Origin of the sequence: Bifidobacterium catenulatum DSM 16992 = JCM 1194 = LMG 11043, from assembly GCF_001025195.1 — a bacterium.
Taxonomy (GTDB): Bacteria; Actinomycetota; Actinomycetes; order Actinomycetales; family Bifidobacteriaceae; genus Bifidobacterium; species Bifidobacterium catenulatum.
In genome coordinates this window covers 1,610,828-1,627,097 of sequence record NZ_AP012325.1, presented here as the reverse complement: position 1 = coordinate 1,627,097, position 16,270 = coordinate 1,610,828, and the positions used below count along the sequence as shown (strand labels likewise).

The 16,270-nt window shown below is 57.5% G+C and carries 4 protein-coding genes; 2 read left to right on the top strand and 2 right to left on the bottom strand.

The annotated features are described in order from the left end of the window. Positions 1–57: 57 nt before the first annotated feature. Together BBCT_RS06805 and BBCT_RS06800 are read right to left on the bottom strand one after the other, a co-directional pair. Positions 58–6,087, bottom strand: coding sequence for an Ig-like domain-containing protein (locus BBCT_RS06805; RefSeq protein ID WP_033512823.1), 6,030 nt, complete (start codon positions 6,085–6,087; stop codon positions 58–60). Between the two features lie 105 nt (positions 6,088–6,192). Beyond that, positions 6,193–7,617: a serine/threonine-protein kinase gene (locus BBCT_RS06800; RefSeq protein WP_033512811.1), complete on the bottom strand. Its 1,425-nt coding sequence runs from the start codon at positions 7,615–7,617 to the stop codon at positions 6,193–6,195. 234 nt (positions 7,618–7,851) lie between these two features. Between BBCT_RS06800 and BBCT_RS06795 the strand changes: the two genes are divergently transcribed. Both BBCT_RS06795 and BBCT_RS06790 read left to right on the top strand, forming a co-directional pair. After that, positions 7,852–11,916, top strand: a complete 4,065-nt coding sequence (locus BBCT_RS06795; protein ID WP_003835387.1) for a PD-(D/E)XK nuclease family protein — start codon at positions 7,852–7,854, stop codon at positions 11,914–11,916. Further along, a complete protein-coding gene (locus BBCT_RS06790; protein WP_003835386.1) occupies positions 11,913–16,109 on the top strand; it encodes an ATP-dependent DNA helicase in 4,197 nt (1,398 codons plus the stop codon). Before BBCT_RS06795 ends, BBCT_RS06790 begins: the two co-directional genes overlap by 4 nt. Positions 16,110–16,270: the final 161 nt, after the last annotated feature.

The window sequence follows — 16,270 nt, the reverse complement described above, 5'->3', positions numbered from 1 at the left end:
GGTCGTATTGATGATTGGCTGTCGATATTGGATTGTTCGTCGAGATTGCCGTACCGGCTAGCGATTGGCGTAATAGGCCAAGCCTCTCACCCACGGCTTGCTTTTTCCATCGATGGTGGAAAGAGCTACGGATGAAGCCGTAGGGGTGTTACTTTGCTTTGATTCCGACTGGTCTAGATTGGGGTCAGTCTCAGGATCAGTGGTCGGCTCGCTATAGCGGTCGGAGTCTTTGATCGTTGATCCGTCTACCTCGTTGTTGAGTGCCGGGTCTGGACCGGTGACTTTGAACTTCCATGTGTAGTCGACCCCCGTTGGCAGCTTTTCGGCGTTCAACTGACTGGTACCTTGGGTCCAAGGGATTTCGTATGTTTTGCCACCTCCGGTGAATACGAAGGAGTAGCTGCCAATTTGATTCCACGTTTTCACCGATCCGCCGGCGACCTTGATGAGATTCGTGGCATTGGCATCCCAGGCAAGGGTCGGCATGGTAGTGATTTCCGCCCTGGTTTTGTTGCCTACGGTATTGCTGCTGGCAGTTTCAGGGGTGCTGATATGCGACGTATCAATGAAGTATTGCTGGACATTTACCGTATCGCAGGTGCTCCAATTACCGGAAAGCGGCCACTCTGCCCTGTTCTCGTGAACATCATCATTGTAATAATCCTTGGCCTTTACAACAAAGCCCGTGACGCGTCCTTTTTTGGACCAGGTTGCCACACATATATTGTTGTTGAGTTCCAGCTTCACATTGGTTGGGGGATCGACTGCCGTGAAGGGCGAAACGGACGTTTCGCTGCTCAATGAGCCACTGTGTTCCGTGACCACGGTAATCGTCGGCTTAATCTCTTCGTAATACCACTCGTTCTTGATGTCGAATTCGACGGAATAGTTCGTGGCATTGGTCTCCACGGATTTGTCTTCGTTTCTGATACTTACCGTAATCGACTGGTATTTCGAGTTGCGGGCGTCATTGATTCGCCCGCTCACCACAATCTTGTCGCTATTCTGCACTGCTGAGATGGTCGGTTCGTCGGGCGTGCCCCAAGGTGAAACGGCATTGGATGTGGCGGATGGTTGACTCCAGTTCATCTTGTTATGCGCCTTGACCGTGGCTGTATAGGATGCGCCATTGGTAATCGCATTGTTGTTGAATTTGAACGTGAAGCTTGTACCTTCAACCTTTTGCGTCGGATTCGCCATATTGGACCCATTTAATGTCACCTCATAGCCGTCGACGGCAGAGAAATTGCCTTCCGGAGCCTTCCATGTGACAACAACGGTGTTCTTGCCGGCTTCGGCCTTCACATCGGTCGGTGCGTCCGGAAGCTTGTCAGGCGTGCCTTCCACACCGTTCGACTCCTTCGACCAGCCGATCTCATTCTTGGCTTGCACCTTGAACGAGTACGTCTTGCCGTTCTTCAAACCGGTAATCTGGCAGGAGGTCACGGAACCGCACGATTTCTCGCCGGAACCGTTGCCGCTCCACGTCACCTTGTATTCGCTGATCGGGCTGCCGTTCGAAGAGCCGGCCGTCCAACTCAAATTTACCGCGCCATCCTGCGGGTCTCCCGCGATGGGGGAGAGCAGAGGCGCATCCGGCTTGTCCATTACCGAAATGCTGATGGTGCCTGTCACCTCACGTTCCTTCGTATTGGTGGCATCACGCACGTTGACGATCACCTTGTTGGTGCTCGCGCCGATGTCGGAAGCTGCGCTGATCGATACCACACCGTTGGCCGGACAGTCCACGGTCAGCTTCGACGCGCCGTCGGATGTGCATCCGGTCACGGTCAACGTGGAATCGGGGAACGGATTGTACGCGTCGGCAAGCAGGTTCACTTCCTCGCTGCTTCCCGCCTTGACCTTCAGGGTTTTCGCGTTGATGCGCGCCAAAGGCCTGTTGGATGCCGTCACACGAACCGTGACGCCTGCGCTCACCGTGCCCTTCGAATATTGGATCGAAATGGGCACGCTCACCGTAGTTCCCGGCGACGTGGTCTTGTCGGCGGACACGGTCAGCTTGCCGTTCGAACTCACATTGGCGCTCACCTGGTCGGAATCAGCGCCACCCGAATACGTGTACCGCTTTTCATCGTCGTACAGGTCGGACGCCGAATGGGTCAACGCGGTCAGATCAATGGTGGTGGCGCTTTCGCCGGCGACCACGTCGATGGTGGACGAAGAGAATGTCGGCGCGGGCACGTCGCGCCCGATTACGGTGATCGGCAACGTCAGCACCGCCGAATTGATGATTTTCACCTTGTCGTTCTTGTCGCGCTTGCCATCGACCGCGGTGAAGGTAATGGATGCGGGGCCGGAGTAATCCTTCGGCGCGGTGAACTTCAACATCTGGTCGTTCACATACAGGTCGCCGTCCGCAGCCTTCGTGGCGCTCACTGAATCGGCGCCGTCCACATACGCGGTCTTGCCTGCGCCCACGCGCACGTAATCGGCGATATTGATGGTGATCGTCTCGCGTGCGTTCACCTTCAAAGCCGGCGCTTTCGGTCGAAGGATCGGCGGAAACACGCCGTATGCGGGCACTTGGATGAACGCCGTGGATGTGATGTCATACGTCGTGTTGGTCACGGTGTATGGCACGGCTCGCGCCTCGTCCGTCAATTCCACGGTAATGGTCGTGGACTTGTCTCCGCTCTTGACATGCGCATGGTCGGTGGCCGAATCATCAACGGCCACGTGCAGTTCGTCGGCGCTGCCGGAAGGGTTCGCGATCCATTGCGAAACGTCCACGTCGACCGATTTCTTGTCGATCGTCGCCGAAGAAGGCACACGATAGTCGTATGCGGTCGGCGGTTCGATGGTGGCGTTGCCATCGACGTTCACCGTCAATGTTGCGGTGTCAGACAATCCGGCTTTGTCTTTGACCGTATACACCATGTAATAGGTGCCCACCTGCTGCGGTGTGGTGAAGGCGAGCACATTATCCGCTACGGTCACATTGCTGATGTCTTGCGATTCGATGTCTTCACTGACGGTCAGGTCGGTGCTGTCTCCGGAAATGTCGTTTTGCGCCACGGGTACGGTTGCCGCGGTGTTGGGACGCAATGTGATTTCGTCGTCGCGTGCGTACACGCCCGAGTCGGTGCCGGATTTGAACACGCCCACGCGGATCTGCGCTTGGGATCGTTGACCGGTCCAGTCTTCGACGGCGTATGAGAAGGTGTCGGTTCCTGCGGAGTCGGCATATGCTTCGTATACCAGGTAGGTGGCTCCGACTTCGCTGATGCGTCCGAGCGTCGGAGCCTTGTTACCAAGACCAAGCAGCTGCACGTCGTCGCCATCGGAGTCGATGCCGGTCAAGGTGATCGGGATCTGGACTTTCTGCCCTGCCGCAACCTGTGCCTCAACGTCGGATGGTGTTGGCGCCGCCTTGTTTTCGGCGTCTTTTTGATGCACGTTGATGGTGATTGTGGCGGATGCCGCGTTGCCGAGATTGTCTTTGACCGTGTACGTTACGGGGAAGGATCCGGTTCGGTCGGATGCTTGGTATCGTACGGTGTTGCCTGATACGAATACGAGTCCTTTGAACGTGTTCTTGTCGTATTGCAGGTCGTTTTGCAGGCTTACCGTGGTGCCGTCGGCATAGGTAACGTGGTCGAGCACGTTGATGGAAACAATGCCGTCGGTGCGTACCTGCGTGGTGATGTTGTCGGCTTTCGGCACGGAGTTGGAGGTGGTCAATGCCGGCGGCTGCAGTACGATCACGCCGGTCGACGTGCCTGCCGAGTTGGCTACGCCGTATTTGATTTGCACGGGTTCGGTCGGTACCTGCCGTGCGGTGATGTAGACGCGCTTGTTGCTCACGACGCCGGTTTTGATGCCGCTTTCCGCGTCGGCGGTCACGTTGGTCACGGACAATACGCCGCCCATCGGGTCGACGTCGTTGGCCAGGGGTTCCACGATCGCGGTGTTGTCGGCACCGAGCAGCGCCACGTCGTTGGCGGCGATGGGCTTGGCGGAGTCTCCGGCCACGGTCTGCACTTCAATGCGAACCAGGCCGGTCGCGGGAATGGATCCTTGCGTGATGGTGTAGGGCACATAGTAGGTGCCGGGGTTGGGTGCGCTGAAGGTGAACGACATGTCGGTGGCGTTCATGGTGGTGGATGCGCCGGATGGGGTTTCCACGGCGGTCAGCTGCGCGGGCTCGGCCGAGGTGCCGTGCACGTATTGTTTGAGTGAGACGGTGGCGCGCGTGTCTGGCGTGGTCTGCTTGACTACCGGATCGATTACCGCGGCCAACGTGTTGGCCGGTTTCACTGAGAAATACACCATGCCGGTGCCGGTCTGCTGGCCGTCGGAAACGGTTACTTCGATGCCGGCGCGTCCGGAAGACATGGATCCCGCGTTGAATACGAGCTGCCCGTCGGCTCGCGTGGAGACGGTCACCTGGTCGGTGTTCTGCGGGGTTGCGGATACGAGCGTGAGCGGATCGCCGTCGGGGTCGGAGAAGCTGCCCAATGCGTTAGTGGTGTAGGTGGCTCCTTGCTCCACGTCGATTTCCGGTGGCGTATCGGTTTGCTGGGGCGCGTTGTCGTCGCCTCCGACCAAGGTGAGGTTCACTTTGGCGTTGGATGTCTGCCCGCGCCCGTCGGAAATCTCATAGCTGAACGATGCCGATCCTTCGGCTGTCGCGGATGCGTCGAGCTGCAGATATCGTCCGTCGTATACGGGCGAGACGCTGATGTTGGCTCCGTCCGGGGCACTTACCAAGGTGATGCGCAGTACGGAACAGTCGGTCTGCTCGTCGTTGCGAAGCACGTCGAGGATCTGCTGCGATCCTGTTCTCGCGCCGAACGAATCGTCTTCCGCTTTGATCTGCCCGGATTGCGACGAGCAGGTTTTGCTGAAATTATGCTGGTTGTTGGCACTGTCGTTGTTCTGTTCCTGTTGCTTCGACTGTTTGGTTTCCACCTTATTCCATTGGATTTTGATGACTTTGGTGGATTCCTGCGGATTCCAGACGTTGCCGTTGACCACGTCATTGAGTATGACCAGACGATGGTTGGTGCGAAATATCAGTTCCGAAGTGGCGTTGATGTTGGTCAGGGTGTCGAACGCCATGTCCGAACCGTCGGCGGAGCATACTTTGGCGTAATTGTTGGCTTTCTGCGCCCACGCGGAGAATACGCATCCGCCTGTGGATACCGGCTGGGCGGGCTCGCCCTTGCCGGAATTTGGTGTTTCAGAGGCTTTCTTGGTGCTGAGGTTCACCGTTGCGAGCCCGCGTGGTGTCGCCACGGCCACCCATCCGTTTTGTTTGCCGTCCGTGGAAGGGGCCTGCAAGGTCATGCTGCCCTGCAGATTGATGGCTGCGCTTCCCTGCGGCCAATACACGGTGCCTTTCGCCGCCACGACCGGGGTTTCGCCGATGACGGTGAACGATTCGGCATGCGGTGCGCCTCCTATCGTGCCAACTTGCTCGCACGCGCCTTGCGACTTGTCGATGCTCATCACCGCGCCATCGGAAGCACGATATCCGTACACGGTTCCGTTATGCGTCACCGTGATTTTTCCACCGGATCCCAGTTTCATTTTCGGCTTGTCGGTGGTGGGATTGACGGATTTCACATCGGAAGCGGATCCCACCCACACATTGCCGGTTTTGACGTTGATGAACGCTGCGGTATCGCCTCCGACAATGGTTTCGATATCCGTTTTGATGGCGGTGTTGCCGGTTTCGCTGATTGTGGAAGCTGCGATGTTGCTGGCTTTCGTACCTTCGGAAATCACGGTGCTGCCATTATGTTGGGCCACGTCGAAACGGGAGGCTGTGGACGAGACTCCAGCGTCCACATCCTTGTTTTTCGCATTGAATCGTGCGGCCTTGCGGTCCTTCAGCGAAGTGATCCACACGGTGCCGTCGTCAAGTTGTACATGCTGTTGTGTTACCGAACTGACGATGAACGCGCCTGCGATGATGCCCAGCAGCAGAAGCAGCATGACGATCGGTGTGATCCACCGTCTGCTTCTCGACGGCAACAGCAGTTTGCGCATCATCGGTCCGAAGCGCAATTGTCGTTCGTGCGATTGTGCCGACTGATTGGCTGCGTTCTTGCGTTTGCCCATTTTCGGTTCTTCCTTGAGCGTTTCGATGGTCGTTGTGTTCGTTCCGGACATCGCCTGCGATTGAATAATGCCGTTGGCCAACCCTGTTATGAAGTGCTGTGATGCTTATGGTTTGGCTGCGCACGCGATCGCAGGATTCTGCGACATCTGACGGTCGGCTCGGATGAGGCTCACCTGAATGCAGGTCTGCGAGCCGTCGGCGGGTTCGATGCTGATATGCGTGTCGGTGGTGGTTCCCTGGGTATTCGGATTAACACCGGCATCGCCGACTATCGACCATGCGTATGAATCCCCGTTCTGCGGGTCGGGATTTGCCCAAGTGAACTGCACACTGCCGCCATCGGCGGAATATGACCCGGTCAGATTCTCGATACTGGGCACACTGCCGGTGGTGATGGCCGAATCAGGCGAATCGTTCTCCTGATCATACGTTTCCGGATTCTTGATCTGCACGCTGCTGTTGTCTGAGACGGAATCCATATTCGGCATGATCACATACGCGAACACCAGCTCGACGGCTGCAATCGCGGCGACCACCGAAACAACGATCACAAGAGACTTGGCCCAAATGCTACGCTGCTTTGGGGCAGTTGGCGAAACCTGAATGTTCGCCTGCGACTGTGCATACAGGTTCTGCGGGAACGGCGGTTCCCCCTCAACCGTGGTCGGCGTGGCATGGCCATACAATTCCTGCTGTACACGCTGCATGTCGCGCGCGAAATCATATGCGGAATAATATCGGTCCTCCGGCGTTTCATTCAACGCCTTGCGCAGGATCCGCTCCACTTGTGGAGGAACATCCGGACTGTTGAGCTTGGGCAGCGGATTGGTGAGAATGATGTTCCTCAGTAGGGTGCCGCGTTCTTTGCCTCGGGTTGCGCCAAGAGCTTCGGAATAGCCGTATTCGTACGGCGACTGGCCTGTCAGCATGGCGAACAGCGTCGCCCCCAGAGAATAAATGTCGGAGGATTCGTTGCCTCCGCCGTTCTTCGCAAGCACTTCCGGCGGAGCCCACGCGATGGTGTAGCCGATGCCGGGGCGTCCGTAAATCGTTCCCGCGATGCCGAAATCGGAAAGCATGGGCATGCCGTGCGTGTTGATGAGAATATTGCTGGGCTTGATGTCGCGGTGGATGATGCCTTCGCGATGCGCAGTGGAAAGGGCGCTTGCCAGATTGATGCCGACGGTGAGCATCTGGTCTGCGTTGAGACGGTTGGATTCCAGGAAGGTCTTGTAATTGCCTCCCGGAGCGTATTCGAACACGGTGTAGCCGTTGCCTGTGGTAGTGACGCCGCTTTCATACACCGAAAGAATGTAAGGGTGTGATGAGATTTTGCCCATGAAGTTCGCTTCGGAACGGAATCTTGCCGCCGCGCGCGGGTCGAGCATTCCCTTGCTGACTTTGATGGCCACCTGACGGTTGGGGGAAAGCTGCTGATACAAGTACACGTTCGCTTCGGAACCGGACCCCAACTTCTGGGCGAATGTGTACCCAGGGATTTGAGGGGGAATGCTATCCATGGCTTCCATATGCTCTCTTTCCTCGTAATGCGTATGCTTTTCACTGCCTTCTCTGAAGGCCATGCTATCCGAAGACCAACCCGGAAACCTACCAGTAAGGGGTTGAATATCCGTATGCGAAGACGGGCATCCGAGGTGTTCCCATATCCCGCCCTTTCGCGGCCACCGAGCCTTCCAGCATGAGTTTCCTCCATTGCCGGATTTGTCAGGTAAGGGAGGGCGAGACTAGTAGTGTTGGGAGGCATGATGGATTTGGAAGATCTTGCTCACGTCACGTTGGTTGCGGGAGCGCCGCGCAGTGGAAAAACCGAGTTTGCGTTGGACATGCTGATCGCCGCGATGAAGCGGTATGGTGATGCGAATGCCGTGATGACGGTGTCCGGCAGACAGATCGCCGACATGTTGGGCGATCGCGCGATCCGTGAACTGTCGGCGGTTTCGCAGGCTCGACCGGTCACCACATTGTCGGCCGTCGCATTCCGCCTGCTGACGGCCGCAAGATCCGCACAGGGCAAACCGTTGCCGAAACTGTTGAACGGCGCCGAACAGGATGTGATCATCCGCAAGGTGCTTGCATCGCATGTGGAACATAGGCAGCATGGCGACGAGTGCGACACCTGCGATCTGCTGCGTGTCTATTTCGCTGTTTCCGAATGGTCCGGACTGGTGGCCGACGATTCCACCGACGCATTCGCCAACCAATTGCGAGACATGCTTGCACGCATGAACGAGATCGGTGCGAAACCGGAGCTTGAAAACATGCTCATCGCCCGCGCGGCCAGCAGGAATGGCGAGCTTGACGCGCGTCGCGAACGCCTGCGCACCCAATGGCGTCTCGCCTTCGCGCTGCGTGAGGAATACAATGCGGCGATTCGTGCAGCCTATTCCGGCGAATACCGTCTTGATGCGTCGCAACTGATGATCGACGCCACCGAGGCCGTGTCTGACATACGGGATGCCGATATTCCAAACATGCTGATCGTCGACGATTTCCAGGATGCGACGTTGGCTGGCTTCGCCCTGCTTGAGGCCTTGCATAATCGCGGGACGCGCCTGCTGTTGGTGGGCAATCCCGACGAAGCAGTGCAGACGTTCCGCGGATCGTATCCGGAATATCTGTTCAACGAGGCGCAGTCGCGCATGGGAGCGCGATTGGAACGCATCGAAAACCTGTATGCCGCATGCGAAAATGATGGCGCGCAAACCATTCGAAACGCGTCGAACAGACAAAGCGTGCATGACGACTATCGCACTCTTGTCGCGACTCGCGTAAGCCTGTCGATCGCAAGCACGGAACCGACTGACGTGCCTCTGCCGGAGCGACCAGGCAAAATGCGGAACATACCGGGGGCGATGCCTATCGAAGCATTGCCGTCCGGCAATACGGATGCTTGTGTCATGCCTGCCGACGGCAGTGTGGAAACGGCCCTGTACCGTTCCTCGTCCGAAGAGCTCGATGACGTGGTGTGGAAGATCAAAACCGAGCATTTGCAACGTTCCCGCGAATGGAACGACATGGCTGTGATCACGCATGACAATGCCACCGTACGCGCGTTCGGCGAACGGCTGCGTGCCGACGGCGTTCCCGTGCGCTATTCAAGCGTGACACGGCCGTTGAAGGACGAACCGTTCGTGCAAGGCCTGTTCGCGCTGATTGAATTGGCGGAATTGAAAAGGCGGACAATCGCGGCTTCGGGTATGGACCCGCAGGCGGCCGGATCCTATATTCGTTCACGTGTGGCGTCGATCATGGCATCCCCGCTGATTACGGTCGGCGGCGACAGGCAGCATGAAGGGCGCCCGGCCCGTCTCGCGTCCGTGGAATCCGCGATGCATGCGTTGGCTTCGCTCGCTGAGATTGTGGGCGATGATGAGATTCGCGCGCAGGATTCTGCGAACATGGCGAAGACGGACGTCGAACAGCAGTCGTCGCTGCTGCGTTTGATGGCGGATTGGCATGAATACATGGCGAAATGCCATGCGATTTCCGACGAAGGTCAACATGATGGTGGGCATGATGGAGACCAGAATGATCCCGTGTTCGATATGGACGCTCTATACGTGCTTCTTTTGGAAGGAAACACCGATCGTGTGATCGACACGATCGCCTCCGTGACGGGCTCGGATCCACAGGTCAAGGCTTTCGCATCATTGTGGAAAGTGCTTGACAAAACGTGCGAGGCGGAACACAAGCTGGTTTTGCGTGAACCGCAATACGTGTTGGATTGCGCATGGCGTGCCTGCGGAAAGGCGGAAATCTGGCAGCGCGTAGCCTTGGAGCATTCGGCGGCCGGCCGTGCCGCGAACGACCGACTTGATGCGGCGATGCGCTTGTTCAACTACGCTTCCGGCGGCGAATCAAGCGGCGAGTTCGCCGCACGCACCATTGAAGCGTTCATGGAACAGGTGCGCTCGCTGACTATCGAGGCGGATTCGTTGGCTCACACCGCGCCCATCGACCAGGCAGTGACGCTGACCACGCCCGCAGGCGCGGCGGGAAGGCATTGGAACCTGGTGTTTCTGCCGTCCTTGCAGCAAGGGCAATGGCCGAATCTTACGCCACGTAACACATTGTTCGGCGGTGAGGAACTCGCCGATGTGATGTTGCATGGCGAGCTGTCCGATACCGTCACCACTTCGACGGGCAAGCGGGATGCGCAATTGGCTGCCGTGCTCGCATCCGAGCAGAAAAGCTTCCTGGTGGCGTTGACCCGTGCCGATGAGTGCGCGGTGATGAGCGCCGTGCTGAACGACGACCACGTGCCATCTGATTTTCTGTACGGATATGTGCCGGAATGGTTTGACCGCGATAGAGACGCCGATATGGAACGGCGCGAATATGCGGCGATCGGCAGTCAGGGCGATTATGCGGGACTTGAATCCGATCCCCGTGGCTTGATCGCGGCCGCGCGAAGCGTGCTTGCGATGGAACCGTCGAACAGCCCGAAGGCCCGTGACGCCGCTGAAACATTGGCATTGCTGGCCTCTCGAGGCATTAGGGCGGCTGATCCCGATTGTTGGCCGTTCGTGGAGGAGCCTGTTTCACTCGCTGAACGGGAAACGATTCAAGATGGCAAGACACGGCAATCCGACGTGGTGACCCTGTCTCCGTCCGCGGTGGACAATCTGTGGGCGTGCCCGGTGTGCTGGATGCTTGAAAACCGTTTCTCCGGCCCGCGCATGGGCAGCGTCGCCACGAATTTCGGCTCGCTGATCCACACGGTGGCGCAGAAGGCCACCGAAGCCGGACTTGACATGCCGGAACAGCACACCGCCATCAGCGATATGGACAACATCGACGCGATCACCGAGCAAATGTATGCCGAATATGAGCGTCTACGCGGCGATCTGAACGGCATCACCGATCCCGCGCAACGATATCAGGCATTGAAAAAAGATGAACAGGCGAAGGATGCGTTGCGTAACATCGCCACGTATTTCGTTCAATCGAATCATGGTGATTATCCAATTAAAAACAATGATGCGTTCAGCGTTGGAAAACTCACGAAAGCTGAACCTGAACTGAAATTCACCGCAAAATTCGATTTCGACGATATTCTCGCAGCCTACAATGCGATGGACGGCATTCATGCGATTTCACGAAACGAATTGATCGCCATTATGGGAACGTTGGTTGGAGGATGGCCTCAAACAGGCATGAGCGAACATCTCACCGTGCGCTTGACCGGCAGAATCGACCGTGTGGAACGTCGTGATATGGCGGACGGCACGCAGCAAGTGCGTCTGATCGACTACAAAACCGGTGCAAGTCCGAACGGCGAAGGCCTGTTCAACGATCTGCAGCTCGTCTGCTACCAGCTGGGACTCGTGTTCCCCGAAGGAAGCGGTCTGCATGGGGCGCAGGCGGTGGCTGCTGCGCCGAACATCACGCAAAGCGCGCTGTTCCACGTAACGAAGCATGCATTCCCGGCACCATATGGCAACACTGCCGCCGAATCGCATATGCAGCAGGCGTTGTTCGCGAACGGAAGCCTAAATACGGGCGCATTCGTGCCGCGCTACTACATCAAAAAACTTGACAAGGATTTCCAAGACGGACTCGACGAGATGCTTCCACCGATGGAAGTGAGCGACGAGCATTGGAGTGAATTCGTCGGCTTGCGAAACACCATGGCGGTATGGTCTCTCACCATGATCGCCAGGGTCTTCTACGCGGCCGCAGCCAGCAGGGCAAACGAAATCACGGCAAGGCCAACATCGGAACATATGAAATATTGCAGGAACACTGCGGTCTGCCCGGCCTGCGCGGGCGAACAGAACACCGTATTCGAAAGGAGAACGGCATGAGCGGAACCATGAAATTCACCGACAGTCCGGAGCAGGCCGCCGTTATCCAAGCGCCCTCCTATGAGGATGTGGTGGTGGTCGCCGGTGCCGGATCGGGCAAAACCTACACAATGACCAGGCGAATCATCACACTGATCGAACAAGGCGTGAGCCCCGAAAAAATCCTCGGGCTGACTTTCACGCGCAAAGCGGCTTCGGAACTGCTGTCGCGCGTGTCCGCGGCCGTGAGCCGCAACCAGCGTGAACGTGGGCTGAAATCGGCGAATATGACGTTCCTCAAACCGGAAGTCTCCACGTACGACGCTTTCTTCCAATCCATTGTGCGTCAATACGGACTGCTTGTCGGCTTCGACCAAAACACGCAGCCATTGAGCGAGGCCGGAGCCATGCAGCTCATCCACACCGTGCTCGACAAGCATATGGTCGATCTCATGGCGTTCGACGGCGATCTGAAATCGTTCAACACCATAGCGGGCAACGTATTCGCCCTGTCTAACGCCATTTCCGGAGCTATGATCGGCAGCGGCTGCACCAGCTTCGACGAGGCGGTGCAACGTGTGCGCGACTGGGATGAAGCGTTCATCAGACAGGTTGATAAGGCGCTTGACGGCGAAACCGTGCCAACTGAGCAGCCGAAATCCCCAAAACCGCCGAAACGGCTGAAAAAGGATTCCGATGCGGATTACGAAAAGAAACTGGAGAAATATCGCGAACTCGGGCACAGCATGTGCGTATTCAACAGTACGCAACTCGCATCCGTCGCCAAGCAGCGCAATCTGCTGCTCGACCTCGTGCTTGATTATCATGCCGAAAAACGCGCCTGCAATATGGCGGAATTCAGCGATTTCACCATCGCGGCATTCCAACTGGTCTCCCGATTCCCATCCATCGGTGCAACGTACCGCAAACGCTACTCGCATGTGCTTCTCGACGAATACCAAGACACCTCCACCACGCAGGCCGCACTGCTGAGCGCGCTGTTCCACGCTGACGATACGCATCGCAGCGCGGTCAACGCGGTCGGCGACCCCTTCCAATCGATCTACGCATGGCGAGGCGCAAGCCCGGGCGCATTCCGCATGCTGCAACACGATTTCGGCATGGATGCCACCAGAAAACCGTTCGCATTGACGGTGACACGGCGCAATTCGCGCATGGTGCTCGAAGCGGCGAACAATCTCACCAAACCGTTGCGCCTGCCAGCCAGACGCCTCAGCAGCTCGCTGATGCGCGAAGTCGACGTGCCTGCACTCTCCAACATCGAAGAAGCCCCCGAAGGCACGATTGGCGTGCTCGGATTCGCCACATTCGGCCAGGAAGTCGACGCGGTCGTGCGCTTCGCCAAACATGCGATCGCCTTGCATACGCCCTCTGCGCGTGACCTCGACCATGGCGCGAAAAACAATCGCCCGCATGTGGCGGTGCTGTTCCGATCCAAAGGAACCATGTCGAAATACGCGGAAGCGCTCGAGCAGGCCGGGCTGACCACGCTGGTCGTGGGGCAGGCGGCCCTGCTGGAACGTCCGGAAGTGCGGGACGTGTTCGCCCTGCTGCACGTGGTCAGCGACCATACCGACAGTGCGGCGCTTATGCGACTGCTGGCGACGCCACGATTCGCCGTTGAAGCCGACGATCTGCAGGCGCTTGCGGACACGGCGGAGAGAGTGAATACGGTGTACCGGTATCGTGCGCTCGTATCGGCGGGAATTGTTCCGGCACAGACCACAAAAGCTGGGAATTCCGGTGATTCTATAAATTCCGGTGATTCCAGGAAAACCAGTAATTCCGAAAATAGCGAAACGATTTCCGATTCTGGTCTGTCGAATGCTGAAATCCGATCCATTGTGCGCGAATATCGCGACCAAGTGCCGAATGCTGTTTTTCTGGTGGATCTCATGCTACGAGACGATCTTGAACAACTCATCGATGGCAGGCTGAGCCGCAGGGGAGCGCAGGCGGTGCTTCGTGCCGCGGATACACTCCGCCAAGTGCAGCGCGTGCTCGGCCACCCGCTGCCGGAAGTGGTGCGCGAAGCCATTACGGCGTTGAATCTTGACATCGACATGCTGCTGGCTCGGCATATGCGTGCCGATCATGCCGAGGCCATGCTTGACGCCTCCCACGTGGCGCTCGCCAAGTCGCCGATCGACGCTGTGATGAAACTCGTCGACACGTACATGCAGGAGATCGCATCGCAAGGCTTGCCGAGCCTGCGTGCGTTCATCTCATGGGTGGATTCGCTGCGTGACGCTTCCGAAGAGAACGCGGTGGCCCCCGATGTGCCCGTCGACGTGGTGTTGATGACCGTGCACCAGTCGAAGGGGCTTGAATGGGATGCCGTGGCCGTGGTCGGCATGACCGATGGTGGATTTCCCAGTAACAAGGGCGACAACCTGAGCGTTGTCGTTGACGAAACGCATCTCAATGGTTTCCAAGATGGCGTATGGACGCCGCCTGAATACCATGAAAACGCCAAAACATGGCTGACGAATCCTGCCGCGGTGCCTGTTCCTGTGCGCGTGGATGCGGATATTCTGCCGCGATTCCCCCATGACGCGCTCGTCGGCTGGAATCCATTGGAGGCCTTGGAAGCGTTGGAAGATGCGGAAATCATCGATGATGAAGTGTTCGGCACTCTGCGCACCATGAATGTTGACGATATGGAAGGCGTCGATCCGGACGGACTGTATTTGACGCAGAGCGAGGAATATGGCCGCCGCTTGCATGCCGACGAGCGTCGTCTCGCATACGTGGCGTTGACCCGCGCCCGCCATGAGGCGCTGCTCACCTATAGCGAAACGAATGTGGAAAGCCGTGATCCGCGTGCCGTGGGTGAGCGTAAACAAGTGGCCAAACCGTCGAATTTCTGGCAGGAAGTGTATGACTCCATGCACAATATCGTTTCCAGAGCGGATGAACCGAGCAATCTGGGCGATATCGCGGAAGTTGAGGATGGTGCGGATGCCGTTTTTTCTGGAGATGGTATTTCCGGGAATAATGCTTCCGAAAATGGCATTTCCAGCTTGCATTCGATTGGTGCGCCATTGCCAAGCGGATATTTCGTGGGCGAGCATGCCTGCGATTTCGAGGATGCGGTGGTCGGTGACGCCTGGAACGCACCGCTTGAGCCTCTGGAAGGCGAGCGATTCCTGCCATGGCCGTGCGCTTTGACTGAAGAGACTTGCGAAATGTTGCGTTCGTCCGCCGATCAGGTGCGTGATGCGATGGTCGCCGGCGCTGCGGACCTGGATACCGGCGTGGGCGTGGATGCTGTTGCTGATGACGTTGCGCTCGGTTCGGCCGGTTCGCTGCTGCATTGCGCGCAGCTGTTGGTCGATGATGGCAATCTCATGCCCGACATGTTGGCCGACGCATCGCAGGATGCGTTCGACCGGTCGGTGCGTGCGCAAGGCGAGAAGATTCTTGCGTCCGGCCGTCAGAACGTCACCTCCCTGCAGGCGCGCGCGGGCATGATGAACGATCGTGGCGCCCGCGCCTACTGGCGTGGGCTCGTGCGTCCGATTCCAAATGTCGCGTCGCCAGCCGCGCAGCTAGGTACGCAGTTCCATGCGTGGGCGGAACGGTTCATTATGGCCGATGTGGATATTGCTTGCATCGTCGGCGGTGCTGAAGGCAACGGAAATACGCGCGTAGCTGAATCGAGATCGTCGATGCTTGCCGAAATCAAACGCAACAATGGGATGCAATCTCAAGAAAATAATGCGGCGGTCGAAAATGCAGCGGAAAATGCGATGGAAAACAATGCATTGTTCGATTGGCAGCAGCGTCTTGCCACGTCGGCATGGGCGCAACGTAAGCCCGCGTGGGCGGAACGGCAGATCGTCGTCAATATGCCGCAATTGGGCACCATCATCAACGGCAAGCTTGACGCGGTGTTCTTCGGAGGTCTCAACGAAAAGGACCAATCGAAACAATATACGATAGTCGATTGGAAAACTGGAAAAAAACCTAGGAAAAAAGAAGAAATACAAGAAAAATTAGTGCAGTTGGATATGTATCGGCTGTTGCTGTCGGCAATGGAAGGCGTGCCGCTTGATGCTATCGACGCCTGCCTCTACTATCTGAGTGAGCCCGTTGAGGGCAATCGGCAGCTGAACGCCGCCGACAAAACAGAAGAAGAGATCCTTGCCGAGTTGAGCTACGGAATTCCGAAACAATCCGACAACGACTAGTGCTGGTGCGCCAAAGGACGCGTGTATGCATCCTGCTTGTTCTTGATCATCGTTGAAAAGCGGCGCTTTCCAGCCTGCACGTAGGGTAACGCACTACGTGCAGCGTTGTGGAGGAGCGCCGCTACCCTCGTGCAGCATGTGTGGGCGGGCACACGTGCCGG